We start from the raw sequence: 16,958 nt of genomic DNA, 5'->3' as shown, positions 1-16,958 counted from the left end.
AAACATCAAGTCTTTAGAGGAAATAATAGAACAGTGCTGTAAACAAGAGATTTCGGCACAATCAGAGATTTATAAAAGGTTCTCGAAAAAGCTATTTGCCTTGTGTTTAAAATACTCTAGAGATTATCAAGATGCAGAAGACGTTTTGCAAGATAGCTTCATCATAATTTTTAATAAAATCAATCAGTATAAAAGAAAAGGTTCTTTTGAAGGTTGGATAAAGCGTATTACCATTAATGTGGCTTTGCAAAAATATCGTCAAAAAACACGATTAGAAGTTGTTAGAAGTGATGCTGTTTCAAATGAAGTTTATGTTGATGTTGAAGAAGATATTGAAACGGATTTCTTACTAAACTTAGTTCAACAGTTACCTGATAGATATCGATTGGTGTTTAACTTATATGTGTTAGATCGTTTTTCTCACAAAGAGATTGCTGAAATGTTGGAAATTTCTGAAGGAACGTCTAAATCTAACCTTTCTCGCGCTCGAGCAATTTTGCAAGAGAAAGTAATTGCGTATCAAAAAAAACAAGAAGAAGCGTAAAATGGGAAACAAAAAAAATATAGATCATCTTTTTCAAGAGAAACTAGAACATCTTGAACAATCTCCAAGCGCTGATGTTTGGCTTCAAATTCAGGATAAACTTGAAAAAAAGAAAAAAAGACGATTCCCTATATGGTGGATGTATAGTGGAGCGGCTATTCTTGTTATTGGTTTTCTCGTGTTTCCTTTGTTTAAGAAACAAAAGGAAGATCCTTTTCGTAAAGAACCTGGTATTGTTGTTTCTCCAAAAGAGGATCCTTCAAAAACATCTCCTCTAAAAGAAAAAAAATCTCCAGCAACAGAAAAAGACATTATTTCTGTTCCAAAACAAAAACAAGAAGAACTTGTTATTGCAAAAAAATCAACCCTAGAAATACCTAAGGAAAAAATATATACAAATACCACCGTACAAGAAAGAGAAAAACAGAAAACCGAGGTGAAACTGTCCGCCCTTCTTTCTTTCCCTGCTAAAGAATTTAATGCAATGTCTTTTACAGTACAAGCTCTTAATTCAAATGTAGAAGCAAAAAAAGAACCACCATTAAAAAGTTTGTTTGATGTGGTTCAACAAGAAGATTCTATTGCAGAGGAAAGTTTACCGAGTAAAAGATGGGCGGTTTTACCATCGTATGGATACACAAAAGCAGCATCGTTTTCGAATGCTTCTGCTATTGATAGTCGTTTTCAAAACAATCAAATAAACGGAAAGGCTAATTCTGCTATTGGAATTAGAGTTTCTTATGAAGTTTCAAAAAAATGGTCTGTTAGATCTGGTGTTTATACGCAACAGATGAGTTATAACACAGAAGATGTTGGTATTGTTTCTGGAATTACTTCTAGCAACTTGAGAAATGTGAATCATAGCGGTGTAATTCAAGTTTCAACTTCTGGCGGAAATGGACTTTTTATAGGTTCTTCTTCGGACGCACAAAATATTGCAGGTATTGTGAACTCTTCTACATTGCTCAGTGATGATGCTGTTATACAACAGACTTATGGTTATACTGAAGTTCCTTTAGAACTAACTTATTATTTAAAAAAGAAAAAAGAATTTTCGTTAGGACTTATCTCTGGTTTTAGTACACTTTTCTTGAACACTAATGAAATTCATTTAAGAGCCTCTGAGTTTAGATCTAATCTTGGAGAAGCAAACAACCTGAACTCTATCAATTTTAGTGCAAATTTCGGACTAGACTTTGACTATGCTATTAACAAACAATTGTTTTTGAACCTGAATCCAATGTTTAAAGTTCATTTAAACACATTCTCTAGAAATAGTAATGGTTTTCAACCTTACTTTTTAGGGGTTTACACAGGTGTTAAATATCAATTTTAAAAAATGTTTATTATGAAAAAAATTATTCTTGCATTTGCCTTTTTATCTTTTGTTTCTTGTAACATAGATAACACTGATGACTTCCAAACTCATTTAATTGCAATTGATGAAGCTGTTACTCCATCTAGTTTAACCTTTGGAACGACTGTTCAAATTACGGTAAAGTACACTCTGCCAAATGGTTGTTATCGTTTTTATGAATTGTTTTATAACCCTCAAGGAAATACTCGCACAGTTGCCGTTAGAGCTTTACAAGATTTAAATGCTGTATGTACACAAGCTACTATAGAAGAAGAGTATACGTTTCCTCTAACAGTTACGCAAACACAAGATTATGTTTTTAGATTCTGGAAAGGAACAGATAATGATGGGCAGGATATCTTTGAAGAAGTAATAATTCCAGTAAACTAATTTGTTATACTTTTCCATTAAACGTAGGGAAAATCAATTCGATCCTGTTATATATATACCCCTTAATGCTAAAAAATTATTATGACTATTAAACAAACTACTTATCGGACTTTAATAGGTGTGAAAGAGATTGTTGATTTTCCAAAAAAACAATACGCTCAGTGGATTGTATATTTAGATAATAAGCCTAAATATCATATCAATTGTTTTGATCAAAAGGCAGAATCAAATATCATTTTAAATGGCTTGGTTTTATCTGCTCAAAAAGCTATTGAAGACATACTTAGAGACATCAACAAAAGACAAAGAATCAATTTGTCTATTAAAAGAGCTCCTCTAATACAAATTCCTATTAAAACAGAAATTAAAGATTTAGAGCTGAAGCCCTTACCAATACAATGGCTTAATTAAGTATTTATTCTTTGTAAATTTTTATCTCCATATCGCCTTTCGAATTCATGGAAGCGCGATACATACCTGCTGTGTTAAATTCAAACACCATATTACCGTTTCTATCAACAGCTATAATTCCTCCTGTTCCTCCTAATTTGGTAAGTTTATTCTGAATCACTTCTTGGGCAGCTTCCTTTAAAGACATTCCTTTATAATCCATTAAAGCCGAGATATCATGCGCAACCATCGCTCTAATAAAATATTCTCCCCAACCAGTTGATGACACTCCGCAAGTAGCATTGTTTGCATAAGTTCCCGCTCCAATAATTGGTGCATCTCCAATACGATTCCATCTTTTGTTAGTCATTCCTCCAGTAGAAGTTCCTGCCACTATATTTCCATACTTATCCAATGCAACACAACCCACTGTTCCAAACTTACTGTCTTTAATATCTTCATCATAAAAAGATTGTTTCTCATCATGATCTAGTTCTGTTTTTTCTTTGTCTTTAATCCTTTGTAAGGATTTAAATCTTCTTTTCGTGTAGAAATAACTTGGATCAACAATTTCTAATCCTTGTTCTTTTGCAAACTGTGAAGCTCCAGCTCCAGCCAACATCACATGAGGTGAGTTTGTCATGACTAGTTTCGCCGCCGATATTGGATTTCTCACATCCTTAACTCCAGCAATAGCTCCTGCATTTAAAGTTTTACCATCCATAATAGAGGCATCCATTTCATTGGCTTCGTCATGAGTAAATACTGCTCCTTTACCAGCATTAAACAACGGAGAGTCTTCCATAATATGAATAGCTTCTTCTACAGCCTGCATGCTTGTTCCTCCGTTTTGAAGAATCTCATATCCTTTTTTTATTGATTCTTCTAACTTTGCCTTATAGGCAGCTTCCTTTTCAGGTGTCATGTTCTTTTTAAGAATTGTTCCCGCACCTCCATGTATAACAATCGCAAATTCATTCACTTGTTTTTGCTCTTCTTTTTGAGGGGTTTCTTTGCATGCATAAAATGAAAATAGCACAGCAACAACTATAGAAAATCTTTTCATGGTTAATGGATTTAAATCTCCCCTAAATTACAAAACTTTATTTGTACTTTTGGCACCACAAATCAAATCAAAAAAGAAACGAAAATGACAGATTTCGGAATTCAAGAAGCCTTAGAAAAATTAGGAGTTAAAGAAGTGAACGAAGGTTCATCTACTGGATCTAAATGGTTTTCTAATGGAGATATTATAGAAAGTTATTCGCCAGTTGACGGAAAGCTTGTTGGTAAGGTAAAAACTACAACCAATAAAGATTACGAATCGGTAATGACCGCAGCAACTTCAGCATTTAAAACATGGAGGACGATGCCAGCTCCACAACGTGGAGAAATTGTACGCCAGTTTGGTGAAAAATTACGTGAGTTAAAAGAACCTCTTGGGAAATTAGTCTCTTATGAAATGGGAAAAAGTTACCAAGAAGGTTTAGGAGAGGTGCAAGAAATGATTGATATCTGTGATTTTGCAGTTGGTTTATCTCGTCAATTACATGGATTAACAATGCATTCTGAACGACCAGGTCATAGAATGTATGAACAATATCATCCTTTAGGAGTCGTAGGAATCATTTCAGCTTTTAATTTCCCTGTAGCTGTTTGGGCATGGAATACTGCTCTAGCTTGGATATGTGGAGATGTTTGTGTTTGGAAACCAAGTGAAAAAACACCTATTTGCGGTGTTGCTTGTCAGAATATCATCGCTGAAGTTTTAAAGGAAAATAATTTACCTGAAGGAATCTCTTGTTTAATTCAAGGAGATTATAAAGTAGGTGAAATGATGACTACAGACAAACGTGTTCCGTTGGTATCTGCAACAGGTTCTACTAGAATGGGTAAAATAGTTGCTAAGACTGTAGGTGAACGTTTAGGAAAATCTTTACTAGAATTAGGTGGAAACAATGCCATTATTGTAACTCCGGATGCTGATATTAAAATGACAGTGATTGGAGCTGTATTTGGTGCCGTAGGAACAGCAGGACAACGTTGTACCTCTACCAGAAGGTTGATTATTCACGATTCTATTTACGATAAAGTAAAAGATGCAATTGTAAAAGCTTATGGGCAACTTAAAATAGGAAACCCTTTAGATGAAAGCAATCATGTAGGTCCGTTAATTGATACGGATGCTGTAGACATGTACAAAGCAGCTTTAGAGAAAGTAGTAGCTGAAGGAGGAAACATTGTTGTAGAAGGAGGAGTATTATCTGGTGAAGGTTATGAAAGTGGTTGTTATGTAAAACCTGCCATTGCTGAAGCTGGAAACTTTTACGAGATTGTTCAACACGAAACTTTTGCTCCTGTATTGTATTTATTAAAATACTCTGGAGATGTTGAAAATGCAATCGAAATTCAAAATGGTGTGGCACAAGGATTGTCCTCGGCAATTATGACCAATAACTTACGTGAAGCAGAGCGTTTCTTATCACATGCTGGATCTGATTGTGGAATTGCCAATGTAAATATTGGAACTTCAGGAGCCGAAATTGGCGGAGCCTTTGGTGGAGAAAAAGAAACTGGTGGTGGACGCGAGTCTGGTTCAGATGCTTGGAAAGTATATATGAGGCGTCAAACCAATACGATTAATTATACTACAGATTTACCTTTAGCACAAGGGATTAAGTTTGATTTATAAAAAGTAATTCACTTTTTTAAATATATAGAAACCCACTTCAATGAAGTGGGTTTTTTGTATCTTGGAGTTGTCTGGTGAGACAATCTGAAAAACAAAATAAGCATGAAAAAACACCCATTAATTATCGTTTTTATTTCTGTCCTATTCTCTTGTACGCCCGTCCAAAAAGAGAATGGTAAGTTTAAAAACAAAGAAGGGCGGTTTAAAATTTCTTTTCCCTCTCAACCAATACTTTCTGAAAAGTCTGGCGAAACAGAATATGGTAAATTAACAAATTTCTCATTCAAATCAGTATCTAAAAATGACGACAACCTTTCTTATCAGTTGAGTTATTTAGATTACCCATTAAGTTTTACTGATACTTTAACAGTTGATCATATATACGCTTTATTTAACGGAGCTCAAAACACAAATATAAATTCTAAAACGGCTGAACTGATAGGGGTTTTTAATCATAAAATACTTGGTTATACTGGAAGAGAATTCAGGTGGAAAGACACTGAGACAAAAAATTTGATTCGCATTCGGTTCTATCTGGTTAAAAACAGAATGTATATTCTAACTGTGAGAACAGAAGAAAAAAACAATTTTAATGTTGGTATCAATCAATTTTTTGATTCATTTGAGCTTATAAATACTGAGTCTATAGCTAACGCAGATGCTTCTGATGTATTAAGTGATGAGATATTTACTATTTCTTTTCCTAAAGAACCTGAAAATAGAGAATTAGAAACTCCAACTGATTATGGAACTGCTAAAACTAAGGCTAAATCTTACCAACCTAAATTAAAAAATGATGATAATTTAATTTATGTCAGCGCCATTCAGAACTATTCAAAAGATATTACGAAAACAGAAGGTTTCAATCTAGAAAAGTACTATTCAAATAAAATTCAAGGCACAATTATAGCTAGACAATCAGCCCTTATCAGTAAAAAGAAAATTATAAAAAACGGTATTGAAGGTGTTGAAATGAAAGAGAGTTTCAGAAATGGTCAAATAGTTATAAAAACATGGATGTTTCTAAAAGGAAACTTGCATATCTCTATACAGGTTATGACAATTCCAAAGAACGATGGGAATAAAGCGATGAATGACTTTTTTAATTCATTCTTCTTCATTAAAGATTAAGAGAATAAAACCAAGACTACTTTTCACAATTCAACAAACTTTAGCGATGGTTCAACAGAAAGTTATTTTAAAAACTCTCTAAAAGTTTCATCTTTAACCTTCAATTAAGAAACCTTTGTCTTATTTTAAGGCTTTGAAATATCCGGTTGAATGAATTTTAAACAATATGCTTGTTAATAAAGAGAAACGTATACAATATCTAGGATTTAACGATTTTTGGTTTTCGGTCATCGGTGTACTCATTTTAAGTTTTACGGCAGCCTATGTGCTTAATGATTCTTCAAATCTCTCACTTATTGAGGCTATCTTAACACTAGTAGCATCCTCCTTTTTTTCTGCTTGTAATTGGTTTATCAACAGAGCAGTCTTAATTCGTTTGCGAAAAAAATATCCTGCCTTGAAAGACAGTTTTACACGCATTTTCCTTCTTTTCTTGGTTATTACAGTTACAATTTTGGTAATCGATTTTATCGGTGTTCATTTATTTTCTTTACTATCAGATAGTGTCGAGTATCATTTTCAAGAAAGAATCCGATCATTGGTTATTACCATTCTTCTCACCATTATGATTATGGCCATCTACGAAGCCATTTACTTTTTTGTACAACTCAAAAAATCTATACGAGATGAAGAGCAAGCAAAACAAGCCATTGTTCAAGCACAATTAGACGCACTTAGAAATCAAGCCCAACCACATTTTTTCTTCAACACACTGAACACATTACGAGATATCATTGATCAAAACCCAAAAGAAGATGCAAAGCAGTTTGTAGACAAACTGGCAGATATCTATCGATTTCTATTAGAGTCTGGAAATGCAAACCTAATTGCACTTAAAGACGAATTAAAATTTGCTAAAGCTTATATTCATATACAATCAGAACGTTTCGGAGAGAATCTAAAATTGCACTGGAACCTTCCTAAGGATTCACTAGATGCAATGGTGGTACCGATGAGTTTGCAATTGCTCATAGAAAATGCAATCAAACACAATGTCATTTCAAAGTCGAAACCTTTAGAAGTTACCATATCTATTCAAGATGATTACATCGTGGTTATGAATCCTATTCAGAAAAAATCAACCCAACTTCCCTCCACAAAAGTTGGGCTCCAGAATATCAAAAAACGCTACGCTTTGATGTCAGATAGATCTATTGCAATATCGAATGATGAGAACCTCTTTTCTGTTTCTCTTCCCTTATTAACAATGACCAATTTAAAAGGAAACTCATGAAGATTTTAATTATTGAAGATGAAACTCGTGCGGCAAATCAATTGCAGCTTATGCTAAAAGCTTGCGGTTTTGATTTCGAATTATTAGACGTCATTGATTCAGTTGAAGATTCAGTGTTATGGTTTCAAAAAAATAGTGCTCCAGATTTGGTCTTTATGGACATTCAACTCGCCGATGGATTGAGCTTTGAGATCTTTCAAAAAACTAACGTACAAGCACCAATTATTTTTACAACTGCTTTTGATCAATATGCCATTCAAGCCTTCAAAGTAAACAGTGTTGATTATCTGCTAAAACCCATTCAAAAAGAAGATTTAGAAAAGGCAATCGATAAGTTTATGAAGTCCACCAAACCTGCGATGGATGCTTCTTTGTTGCAACAATTGCTTAGCGACTTGCAAGTAGCACCTAAAAGAGAAGGCTTATTGGTAAAAGAAGGAAACGGCTTTGTGCAAGTTAAAGTTTCCGATTTACTTTACTGCTACTCTGAAGATAGTATCACTTTTGGTGTTACGCTCAATAAACGCTTTATTATCCAAGAGACTTTAGACGAGTTTTTCAGTACGTTGGACCCACTTACATTCTTCAAAATCAATCGCGGTCAGGTTGTTGCAAAAGCCGCCATTCAGAAAATAGACCCTTACTTCAACCACCGAATTAAACTTTCTATTGCCAATCCCAGAGATCAAGAATTTATTGTGAGCCGACCAAAAACAGGTGATTTTAAGAACTGGATGAATAAATAACATCCTTTGTTACAATTCAACCTTCTCAAACGATAGTTCAAAAGAAACAACTGTCTAGACAGGTAGATTAGATTGATATTGCCCCATATTAATTTAATACCTAGAAAAATGAAACTTACTAGACACATAACTTTCGTATCCATTTTATTCCTATTTCTTGTATTTTCAAATGGGCAGTTTTCTATTTCTGTTGCCATTTGGATTGCCACTGTCATGCTTCTTTTTGCCGTTCGAAGACTCAAGCGATGGCAAGGTTTCTTATTTGCTTTTTTAAGTATAGGATTAAGCTATTATATCGGTTTTGATGTTGTTCCTTTTATTCCAGTTTCGGCATCCATTGTGCTTGCTGCTATTTTTGCTTTGTTTGCTGCATTACCCTATCTCATTGATTCCTTTTTTTCAAAAAAGAGAAGTTCTTTTCTTAGTACATTAATCTTTCCTACTGCGGCTGTTCTCATAGAATATACATATCATCAATTGAATGCTTATGGAACTTGGGGACATCTGGCATATACACAACAATCACAAACCATGTTGTTACAATCTATTTCTGTATTTGGATTGGGGTATATTACCTTTCTTATTACTTGGTTTGCTTCTGTAAGCAATTGGGTATACACACAAAGACATAAATGGAAAAGTGTAAAAAAGGGCGTGTTTGTATACAGTATTGTTTTGGGAATAACGCTACTTTATGGAAGTTATCGGGTGCAGTTTAAACCCGATACAGAAACTGTTCGTATAGCTTCTATTTCTGCACTTGATAGTCTTAATGTTGGAGTAGATATTCAGGGACTAAACAATCCCGAAACTGCGAATGAAGTTAAATTGAAAACCAGAAAAAATACCTCAAGATTAAATAACTATTTGTTTGACAAAAGTATTGCAGAGGCACAAGCTGGCGCAAAATTCGTTTTTTGGGCAGAAGGCAATGCTGTCATCCTAAAAGAAGATGAACAAGAGCTTTATAAAAAAGCCAGTCAGATAGCTGTTGATCAAAACATTTATTTAGGTGTAGGTCTTGCCGTAGTAGACCCTACAAATAGCAAATTCCTTGAAAACAAATTTGTTGTATTTGGTCCGAAAGGCAGAAAAGTGATTGATTATTGGAAAGGGATTTCTGTTCCTGGTGCCGAAGCTCCTATCAGCAATAATAAACCCGTTGGTATACAAAAAGTAGTAACTCCTTATGGAACGGTTGCTGCGGTTATCTGTTTTGATCTAGATTTCCCTAACTATATAAAAGGTGTTAAAGGAGCTGACATCCTTTTAGCGCCAAGTAATGATTGGCAAGATATTGACCCTATTCATACAGATATGAGTCGATTTAGAGCGATAGAACAAGGAGTTAATTTTATTAGACAAACTAGTCATGGTTTATCAGTAGGAACAGACTATACTGGAAGAGTAATCAGTGAAATGGATCATTTTACCGATCAAAATAAAGTACTGATTACACACTTGCCAACCAAAGGAACAAAAACCATTTATTCGATTATCGGAGATTTATTTATTATACTATGCTTGCTCATGTTTTTAACGATTGTCATAATCCTAAAAAGGAAAAAATCAGTTAATCAATAGAAATATTGAATAACGAAAAAAGTAAAACTACTTCACCTTGTACTTTAAGATGAAGTGGTTTTTTCGTATCTTAGTTTACACTATGTAATCCTAAGAAAACCTCAGAAAAATGGGACGAATACATCTATTTGAATTTGAAGATCAAAAATGGTTTCCAAGTTTTTTGCGAAACTATGGTACCGATTTTCTACAGTTTTTATCTAACAAAACTAAAATGTATAAACCCATTGTTCCTGTGTTAAAAAAAGCGCTAGAAAAAAGCAATACGACCCAAGTTATTGACCTAGGTTCTGGAGGTGGCGGCGGACTAATTTGGTTGAACTCTGAATTGATTAAAGATATTCCAGATTTAAGAATAACTCTCACAGATTTTTACCCCAATCTTTCTGCTTTCAAATACACAAAAAAACAAGCAAAAAACTTTGAGTTTGTAGAAACATCTGTTGATGCTAGAAATGTGCCGCCAGAATTAAAAGGTTTGAGAACTCAGTTTTTATCCTTACATCATTTTAAACCCAACGATGCAAAACTAATATTGCAAAACGCAATTGATACAGGAAATTCAATAGCCGTTTTTGAAGCTCAGGAAAGAAGTATTCATAGCATCATAGCTATGCTATTTTCTCCCATTAGCGTATTGCTAACCACTCCTTTTATTAGACCCTTTAAATTTGGTCGTATTCTTTTTACATATTTAATTCCTATAGTCCCTTTATTTGTTTTGTGGGACGGAATTGTTTCTTCGCTACGAACTTATTCAGTTAAAGAAATGAATACTTTGGTTGAAAGCTTAAACGAAACAGAAAAATATGATTGGAAAATTAATAAAGTAAAATCTGGACCTAGCGTTGTTCTATATTTATTAGGAACCAAAAAAGAATAATGTTTATTAAAGAAAAAAATTTATTGTTATTTTTTGCAAATATGACGAACGGTCATTATATTTGCGTTTATGAAACGAAAAATCTTTAGAGAAGATATCTTAAACGCAGGACAAGAACTTATGTTTTTGAATGGCTATAATGCAACGGGTATCAAACAGATTACAGATCATGTTCAGATTCCTAAAGGTTCTTTTTATAATCATTTTGAAAACAAAGAATCCTTCGCTCTTGAAGTTCTAAAAATTTATTGTGAGCGTGGAATTTCTAATCATAGACGTGCTTTATTAACCGATACTTCTATCTCTCCTGTAAAGAGAATTAAAGATATGTACACTAGGTTAATAGGATTTTATGTAGAAAAAGGAGATTTTGATAGAGGTTGTATGATGAGTAATTTTTCTGCTGAGATGGCAGATATTAGTAAACCTTTTAGAGATCTTTTAGAAGAAGAATTTTTAGAAATTCAATCTATTATTACTAGTGTTTTGGAAGAAGCTAAGCAAAAGGGGGAGCTTTCAAAAGATACTGATACGGATAGTACAGCTTCTTTTATCTTAAATAGTTGGCATGGTGCTTTGGTTAGAATGAAAGCCGCCGCCACTAATAAACCTCTTAAAGATTTTCAAAATTTAATTTTTAACAAGATTCTTATCTAATATTTTTTTAATCAAAATATGACGAACGGTCATTATATTTTTAATTTAAATTTTTTAACATGAACACTAAAAAAGAAACACTCATGAAAAAACCTACTCCTCTAAGAATACTTTTCATCTTAAACTTATTGCTCGTTATTATTTGCTTTGTTTTTTATGGTTTTGCACAATCTAAAGGTAATGTTGCAGGAGTTCCTGCTAGCAGTATTTTATATACAGCAATAGCTTATACTCTTCTATTTATTGGTTTAATAACTTCTATAAAAAGTTTCAGTTTACTAGGCGTTAGAATTGTTGTTCTTTTAGTTTTTGCCGTTTCTACACCAACATTAGCTTTTATAGGAATGGTCATTTCAATAATATCCTTTATTCTAACTTTCAATAGAAAGGTTCAAGCTTATTTAAATCAATAATCATGACCAAAAGAGATTTTACAACAAAAAACTTTCTTCTTGTAGCAGCAAATGGAGGTCTAGGAAGAGAAACAGCAAAGCATTTAATTAATGATGGTGCAACTAAGATTACTCTGGCTGGTAGAACTCTTTCAAAAATTGAGGAAGCAAAAAGATATCTCAAAAAAACTACAACTCAAAACCCATTACTAGAGCTTAAAACTGCTGGAGGGTTTGATATGTTAGATCCAAAAAAAATTGAAACCGCTATAAATAATTTAGAGACTAAAAACCCTTTCGACATTGTTTTTCTATGCGCTGGAGGTGTATTCTTTACCAATGATTATCAAACAAAAAAATGGAATCAAAAAGAGATTGAAAAAACCGTATTTCAAAATGTTTTTGGCGCTCATTTAACAATAAAAGCTTTAAAGCAACAAAATTTATTATCTCCTAATGCTCTGGTCGTTTTTGCGGGAGGTGAAGGTGCTAGAGGAATTCCTGGAATGATAGCGTCGCCTGAGTTTCGTTCAAAAAGTGAACTTAGAGAGTATATTTTCAAAACAAAAGAAACGCAAGCCAAATACAATCCAATGAATGCAATTGGTGTTTCTAAATTATTTGGTGCTCTTTGGGTATCAAAAATTGCCTCTTTAGACAATTCTATTGATGCGATTTGGTTTACCCCTGGTTTAACTTCGGGAACAAATGGACTTTCAGGAATGACTCCATTAAAAAGATGGTTTATGAAACATCTCGTTTTTGGTTTTATGAACCTAATCGGAAAAGCACAAAGCCCATCAAAAGGGGGGAGAAAATTTGCCGATTGTTTAGAAGGTAAAATAGGTGCTAATGGAGATTTGCTTGGAGCTCCTAAAGGACAAACTTTAGGGAGACTTGTAGATCAAAAACCTATGAATCCAGCATTTACAAATAATGATCTCATTGATGAGTTTTGGCTCATTACTGAAGAACTTTTCGGTAAATTTTAATTTTAAACCCCGCTAAATAGTGGGGTTTTGTATTTTTTTGTTTAAGAGTCTTCTTCAATTTACTCTCTTTTTTGTAACAAATCTACTATCTTGTACACATATAAGTTGAAATTGCATTAAAACATACTTACATGGGACTTTTTGACAAAATTCGCGGAGAATTTATTGATATTATCGAATGGACAGATCAATCCAGCGATACGCTTGTTCATCGTTTTGAGCGTTATCAGAATGAAATAAAAAATGGAGCAAAACTAACAGTGCGCGAAGGACAAGTTGCTGTATTTATCAACGAAGGACAAATCGCAGATGTGTTTACACCTGGAATGTATACTTTAACCACGCAAAACTTACCTATTCTTTCTACTTTAAAAGGTTGGAAATATGGTTTTGATAGTCCGTTTAAAGCTGAAGTTTATTTTGTAAGTACACGGAATATTACAGATCAAAAATGGGGAACTCGAAACCCTGTAATTTTAAATGATCTACGCTTTGGAATGCTAGAAGTTCGAGCTTTTGGTACTTATGTAATCAAAATAAAAGACGCTCCTGTTTTTATTAAAGAAATTGTAGGAACTGATGGTCATTTTACAACTGATAAGATTTCTGAGCAGCTAAAGAGTATGATTGTTACCCGATTTACCGATGCTATTGGGGAGGCTAAACTGCCTATCGAAAACTACGCGTCAAACGCCAATGAAATTTCGGAATATGTGCATGGTGTTATTGGGCCAGAATTTGAAGGCTATGGTATTGAACTTACTAAATTCTTAATCGAAAATGTTTCGATGCCAGAAGAAATTAAGAAAGAAGTCTTCGAATTAAGTAGACTAAATGCTATTGATCTTAAAAAATTAGCTCAATTAAAAGCAGCAAAAGCTTTAGAAAAAGCTGCTGAAAATGATAGCGGAACTGCCGGTGCAGGAATGGGAATGGGAATGGGATTTGCCATGGCTAATCAAATGGGACAAGCTTTTACAGGCCAGCAAAGTGGTGGAGCGACTCCTCCTCCAATTCCTTCTTCAGGAACCACCTTTTTTGTTGCTATTGAAGGAAAGCAAGCGGGTCCATTTGATTTAAACGTGTTAAAGCAGATGGCTCAAAAAAATGAAATTACTCGTGAGTCACTGGTATGGAAGGAAGGAATGTCTAACTGGTTAGCTGCTGGTGAAGTATCTGAATTGAATTCGCTATTTGGAAGTGTTCCGCCTCCAATTCCTAAATAAGAATGGAAGAAAATCTAGAAAAAGAAATAGAGGTTGGTAAGTTTGCTTGTACCAACTGTGGGAGCGACCTTAAATATAAGCCAGGAACACATTCTTTAGCTTGTGAACATTGTGGAACTACTAACGAAATTCCTGAAATAGACAGTGATTTTGAGGAGCTAGACTTCCATCAATATTTAGCGGATAAATCTAACTCTGAAGAGACATTTACCGAGCGTTTTGTAAAGTGTCATAGTTGCGGAGCAACTTCGTCGCTGGAATCACATATTACCTCTGCAAGTTGTCCTTATTGTTCTACCGCTTTGGTTATTGATGAGTCTAAGCAAGAAACCATTATAAAACCGAAAGCATTGTTGCCTTTTCATATAGACAAAGTCACAGCCAAAGGTCTCTTTAAAAAATGGGTGTCTAAACTTTGGTTTGCCCCAAACGATCTTAAAAAAGCTTCTTTAAGTTTTGATCACTTTAAAGGAATTTACATTCCTTATTGGACTTATGATACAGATACATTTACAAAGTATGTTGGACAACGTGGAATTCATTATTATGTAACTGAAAGCTATACCACTACTGAAAATGGAAAGTCTGTAACAAGAACCAGACAGGTACAACGCACACGTTGGTATCCAGCTTCAGGAAGTGTAAACAAGTTTTTTGATGATGTCTTGGTTACTGCCAACCAATCATTGTCTCGTAAATATATTTACAAGCTTGAGCCATGGGATTTAGAAAATTTAATTCCCTTTGAGAAAAGTTATTTAAGCGGTTTTATTACTGAGAAATATCAGATAGATCTTGAGCAAGGTTTTGATGTTGCTAAAGATATCATGGATCCAAGAATTCGTTCTTTAATTAGAAGAGATATAGGGGGAGATGTGCAACGTATTATCTCTATGAAAACCAATTATGATGAAATTACTTTTAAACATTTACTACTTCCTGTATATGTAAGTGCTTATCGATATAAAGACAAACTTTATCAGTTTCTGGTGAATGGAAGAACTGGAGAGATTCAAGGGCAACGTCCGTATAGTTGGGTAAAAATTACCTTAGCTGTACTTTTAGGATTAGGAATTGTTGCTTTGGTTATTTTCTTAGCGAAAGGTTCGTAAACTTCACTAACTTTATCAAAAAACTCTCATGAACCAGATTGACTTTGCTTCTAGAATTCACATAACTGATAACTATGTGTTTATGGATGGTGGGTCTTTATCATTAACTTGTAAGGATAAGAATGGACTAAAGTTTAATATTGACTTTATTCAACGTGTTTTTTGGGAAATATATTCTTGGGATAAGATTCCTGGTAGAATTTATCTTAATAATGTCATTGTAGAACAGAGATCTGAAGAAGAAAAAAAGATTTTACATTCGTTAGAAAACCCTATTTATTTGTGTGGTACTGATTTCGAAGAATGTCTTAAAGAGAGTATCAAGTATGTGAAATCTGATAAATATCTTTCAGATGTTCAAAAAATAGTTATAAAAACTAATAGGGAATAATGTAAAGCTTGAGGGTTTTTATTCTAATCAGTATGAATCCAAAAATCAATAAAACTTTTCATTCTCTTGTAAGTTATATTGAATGTCTTTAAGAGCTATACTTCACTTTTCGTAACACACGCATTGCTTCTTTATACTTTACATATGTAGTTTTGTCTTCGATATTCTTGATGTAATCCTTTGCTTTACGCAATTGGTCTCCCGCATCTAAAAATCCATGTAAAAAACAAATCAGATAATTGGTTGGCAACCGAAGAACGTCTTCATGTTCTAAAACAGATAGTGGTGTATTCTTTTCTATTTTACTAATAATTGCATTGTTGTTTTCATAAATATGTTGAATTCTAACATCGTCAAACTTCGGAGCTTTAAAAAGAAATTCTGAGACAATATCATGTTTCCCATTATCCTTAAAGTTGATGATGGTTTTTTCTAAAGGATAACGTTTTTCTTGTTTGTCTATACCTAATAAAATGTACTCGGTAATGATAAATGAGTTTTTATTATAGCTAATTTGCACATCATCTAGCGAAGAAAAAAAGAGACGTACTTGCTCATTGATTAGTTCTATATCTACTCTGCTGTAAAACTCTTCGCCATTAACTTCTTTTTTCTCTCCAGCCCAACACAAAACAAATTGTTCATTAAAAACCTTGTATTGAGGATTGTATTCAGGTTTGTGGCTACTAAAAAAATCGAAAACTCCATCTAAAGTTAGCTCGATATTATTTCTTGCATTTTTTTCAATGGCTTCAACAATCGATTTATTGGTATTTCGAAGTTCGAAATTTTTTGAGGCTGGCATCGAATTGCTTCCTCTTCTATAGAAGATGCTTTCCTTACGGTATTTCCAAGCACTTTTTAACAAAGAGGTTACTTTGTTATTTGCATGAATGGTAACCAACCCTATTACTTTATGACGAGGTAATCTTGGAAAGGGAACGTTTTCATATTCAATTTTTGGAGGGTTCTTTAAGTAAGCATTGATTAGGTTTTGGATTTTACTATCGTCATAGAAATCAACACCCATGATTTTATTTTCTTCATCTTCTATTCCAATAACGATGTAGGAATTGTTTTCTGGATTAGAGTTTGAGAGTGCGCAAACATGCTTTAAAAATTTGGCTTTTCCTTCTTTACTTCCTAAAGAAAGCTTCAACTTTTTATCATAAAAACTGTTCTCGCCTGTATGGCTCAGAAGGTTTTTAATTAAAAGTCGTTTGTTAATCATCTTTGG

At 33.6% G+C, this 16,958-nt stretch carries 18 protein-coding genes; 16 read left to right on the top strand and 2 right to left on the bottom strand.

Annotated elements, in window-relative coordinates; all coding sequences use genetic code 11:
- Positions 1-4: 4 nt before the first annotated feature.
- From AAON49_RS09950 to AAON49_RS09935, 4 genes are all read left to right on the top strand, one after another.
- Positions 5-544 carry an RNA polymerase sigma factor gene (locus AAON49_RS09950; RefSeq protein ID WP_349554417.1) on the top strand — a complete coding sequence of 180 codons (540 nt, stop codon included), beginning with the start codon at positions 5-7 and terminating at the stop codon, positions 542-544.
- 1 nt (position 545) lies between these two features.
- Positions 546-1,880, top strand: coding sequence for a hypothetical protein (locus tag AAON49_RS09945; protein ID WP_349554373.1), 1,335 nt, complete (start codon positions 546-548; stop codon positions 1,878-1,880).
- Between the two features lie 12 nt (positions 1,881-1,892).
- The gene (locus AAON49_RS09940; RefSeq protein WP_349554372.1) at positions 1,893-2,291 is read left to right on the top strand and encodes a hypothetical protein; all 399 of its coding nucleotides are present in this window, start codon (positions 1,893-1,895) and stop codon (positions 2,289-2,291) included.
- 81 nt (positions 2,292-2,372) lie between these two features.
- Positions 2,373-2,702 (top strand): hypothetical protein, encoded by a 330-nt coding sequence (locus tag AAON49_RS09935; RefSeq protein ID WP_349554371.1) that lies wholly within the window; start codon positions 2,373-2,375, stop codon positions 2,700-2,702.
- 4 nt (positions 2,703-2,706) lie between these two features.
- On the opposite strand, the gene AAON49_RS09930 is transcribed toward AAON49_RS09935, so the two are convergent.
- Positions 2,707-3,747, bottom strand: coding sequence for an isoaspartyl peptidase/L-asparaginase family protein (locus AAON49_RS09930; RefSeq protein ID WP_349554370.1), 1,041 nt, complete (start codon positions 3,745-3,747; stop codon positions 2,707-2,709).
- A gap of 84 nt (positions 3,748-3,831) precedes the next feature.
- On the opposite strand from AAON49_RS09930, the gene amaB reads away from it, so the two are divergent.
- The 12 genes from amaB (at position 3,832) to AAON49_RS09870 (ending at position 15,721) form a co-directional block, all read left to right on the top strand.
- Positions 3,832-5,373, top strand: a complete 1,542-nt coding sequence (gene amaB / locus AAON49_RS09925; RefSeq protein ID WP_349554369.1) for an L-piperidine-6-carboxylate dehydrogenase — start codon at positions 3,832-3,834, stop codon at positions 5,371-5,373.
- A gap of 102 nt (positions 5,374-5,475) precedes the next feature.
- Positions 5,476-6,504 (top strand): hypothetical protein, encoded by a 1,029-nt coding sequence (locus tag AAON49_RS09920; protein ID WP_349554368.1) that lies wholly within the window; start codon positions 5,476-5,478, stop codon positions 6,502-6,504.
- 166 nt (positions 6,505-6,670) lie between these two features.
- Positions 6,671-7,738, top strand: coding sequence for a sensor histidine kinase (locus tag AAON49_RS09915; RefSeq protein ID WP_349554367.1), 1,068 nt, complete (start codon positions 6,671-6,673; stop codon positions 7,736-7,738).
- The gene (locus AAON49_RS09910) at positions 7,735-8,484 is read left to right on the top strand and encodes a LytR/AlgR family response regulator transcription factor (protein WP_349554366.1); all 750 of its coding nucleotides are present in this window, start codon (positions 7,735-7,737) and stop codon (positions 8,482-8,484) included. The genes AAON49_RS09915 and AAON49_RS09910 overlap by 4 nt, the downstream gene beginning before the upstream one ends.
- A gap of 108 nt (positions 8,485-8,592) precedes the next feature.
- Positions 8,593-10,068 (top strand): nitrilase-related carbon-nitrogen hydrolase, encoded by a 1,476-nt coding sequence (locus tag AAON49_RS09905; protein ID WP_349554365.1) that lies wholly within the window; start codon positions 8,593-8,595, stop codon positions 10,066-10,068.
- A gap of 109 nt (positions 10,069-10,177) precedes the next feature.
- Positions 10,178-10,951: a hypothetical protein gene (locus AAON49_RS09900; RefSeq protein WP_349554364.1), complete on the top strand. Its 774-nt coding sequence runs from the start codon at positions 10,178-10,180 to the stop codon at positions 10,949-10,951.
- 69 nt (positions 10,952-11,020) lie between these two features.
- Positions 11,021-11,608 carry a TetR/AcrR family transcriptional regulator gene (locus tag AAON49_RS09895; RefSeq protein WP_349554363.1) on the top strand — a complete coding sequence of 196 codons (588 nt, stop codon included), beginning with the start codon at positions 11,021-11,023 and terminating at the stop codon, positions 11,606-11,608.
- A gap of 59 nt (positions 11,609-11,667) precedes the next feature.
- The gene (locus AAON49_RS09890) at positions 11,668-12,021 is read left to right on the top strand and encodes a hypothetical protein (protein WP_349554362.1); all 354 of its coding nucleotides are present in this window, start codon (positions 11,668-11,670) and stop codon (positions 12,019-12,021) included.
- 2 nt (positions 12,022-12,023) lie between these two features.
- Positions 12,024-12,992, top strand: a complete 969-nt coding sequence (locus AAON49_RS09885) for an SDR family NAD(P)-dependent oxidoreductase (RefSeq protein ID WP_349554361.1) — start codon at positions 12,024-12,026, stop codon at positions 12,990-12,992.
- A gap of 131 nt (positions 12,993-13,123) precedes the next feature.
- Positions 13,124-14,218 carry an SPFH domain-containing protein gene (locus tag AAON49_RS09880; protein ID WP_349554360.1) on the top strand — a complete coding sequence of 365 codons (1,095 nt, stop codon included), beginning with the start codon at positions 13,124-13,126 and terminating at the stop codon, positions 14,216-14,218.
- Between the two features lie 2 nt (positions 14,219-14,220).
- On the top strand, positions 14,221-15,330 hold the full coding sequence (locus tag AAON49_RS09875; protein ID WP_349554359.1) for a TFIIB-type zinc ribbon-containing protein: 1,110 nt from the start codon (positions 14,221-14,223) through the stop codon (positions 15,328-15,330).
- A 28-nt stretch (positions 15,331-15,358) separates the two neighbouring features.
- Positions 15,359-15,721 carry a hypothetical protein gene (locus tag AAON49_RS09870; RefSeq protein WP_349554358.1) on the top strand — a complete coding sequence of 121 codons (363 nt, stop codon included), beginning with the start codon at positions 15,359-15,361 and terminating at the stop codon, positions 15,719-15,721.
- Positions 15,722-15,809: 88 nt separating this feature from the next.
- Here the strand turns inward: AAON49_RS09870 and AAON49_RS09865 are convergent, their stop codons facing one another.
- On the bottom strand, positions 15,810-16,952 hold the full coding sequence (locus AAON49_RS09865) for an ATP-binding protein (RefSeq protein WP_349554357.1): 1,143 nt from the start codon (positions 16,950-16,952) through the stop codon (positions 15,810-15,812).
- Between the last annotated feature and the right edge of the window lie 6 nt (positions 16,953-16,958).

Origin of the sequence: Pseudotenacibaculum sp. MALMAid0570 (genome assembly GCF_040151415.1) — a bacterium.
Classification (GTDB): Bacteria; Bacteroidota; Bacteroidia; order Flavobacteriales; family Flavobacteriaceae; genus Polaribacter.
Note: the sequence above shows the minus strand (reverse complement) of the source record. Positions and strands in the feature narration are given on the sequence as shown.

Bases quoted from the DNA above. Each gene is read 5' to 3' on its own strand.
- AAON49_RS09910 (WP_349554366.1), top strand. From the start codon at position 7,735: ATGAAGATTTTAATTATTGAAGATGAAACTCGTGCGGCAAATCAATTG.
- AAON49_RS09900 (WP_349554364.1), top strand. From the start codon at position 10,178: ATGGGACGAATACATCTATTTGAATTTGAAGATCAAAAATGGTTTCCA.
- AAON49_RS09870 (WP_349554358.1), top strand. From the start codon at position 15,359: ATGAACCAGATTGACTTTGCTTCTAGAATTCACATAACTGATAACTAT.
- AAON49_RS09890 (WP_349554362.1), top strand. From the start codon at position 11,668: ATGAACACTAAAAAAGAAACACTCATGAAAAAACCTACTCCTCTAAGA.
- amaB (WP_349554369.1), top strand. From the start codon at position 3,832: ATGACAGATTTCGGAATTCAAGAAGCCTTAGAAAAATTAGGAGTTAAA.
- AAON49_RS09885 (WP_349554361.1), top strand. From the start codon at position 12,024: ATGACCAAAAGAGATTTTACAACAAAAAACTTTCTTCTTGTAGCAGCA.
- AAON49_RS09935 (WP_349554371.1), top strand. From the start codon at position 2,373: ATGACTATTAAACAAACTACTTATCGGACTTTAATAGGTGTGAAAGAG.
- AAON49_RS09920 (WP_349554368.1), top strand. From the start codon at position 5,476: ATGAAAAAACACCCATTAATTATCGTTTTTATTTCTGTCCTATTCTCT.
- AAON49_RS09905 (WP_349554365.1), top strand. From the start codon at position 8,593: ATGAAACTTACTAGACACATAACTTTCGTATCCATTTTATTCCTATTT.
- AAON49_RS09930 (WP_349554370.1), bottom strand. From the start codon at position 3,747: ATGAAAAGATTTTCTATAGTTGTTGCTGTGCTATTTTCATTTTATGCA.
- AAON49_RS09875 (WP_349554359.1), top strand. From the start codon at position 14,221: ATGGAAGAAAATCTAGAAAAAGAAATAGAGGTTGGTAAGTTTGCTTGT.
- AAON49_RS09940 (WP_349554372.1), top strand. From the start codon at position 1,893: ATGAAAAAAATTATTCTTGCATTTGCCTTTTTATCTTTTGTTTCTTGT.
- AAON49_RS09915 (WP_349554367.1), top strand. From the start codon at position 6,671: ATGCTTGTTAATAAAGAGAAACGTATACAATATCTAGGATTTAACGAT.
- AAON49_RS09945 (WP_349554373.1), top strand. From the start codon at position 546: ATGGGAAACAAAAAAAATATAGATCATCTTTTTCAAGAGAAACTAGAA.
- AAON49_RS09895 (WP_349554363.1), top strand. From the start codon at position 11,021: ATGAAACGAAAAATCTTTAGAGAAGATATCTTAAACGCAGGACAAGAA.
- AAON49_RS09865 (WP_349554357.1), bottom strand. From the start codon at position 16,952: ATGATTAACAAACGACTTTTAATTAAAAACCTTCTGAGCCATACAGGC.
- AAON49_RS09880 (WP_349554360.1), top strand. From the start codon at position 13,124: ATGGGACTTTTTGACAAAATTCGCGGAGAATTTATTGATATTATCGAA.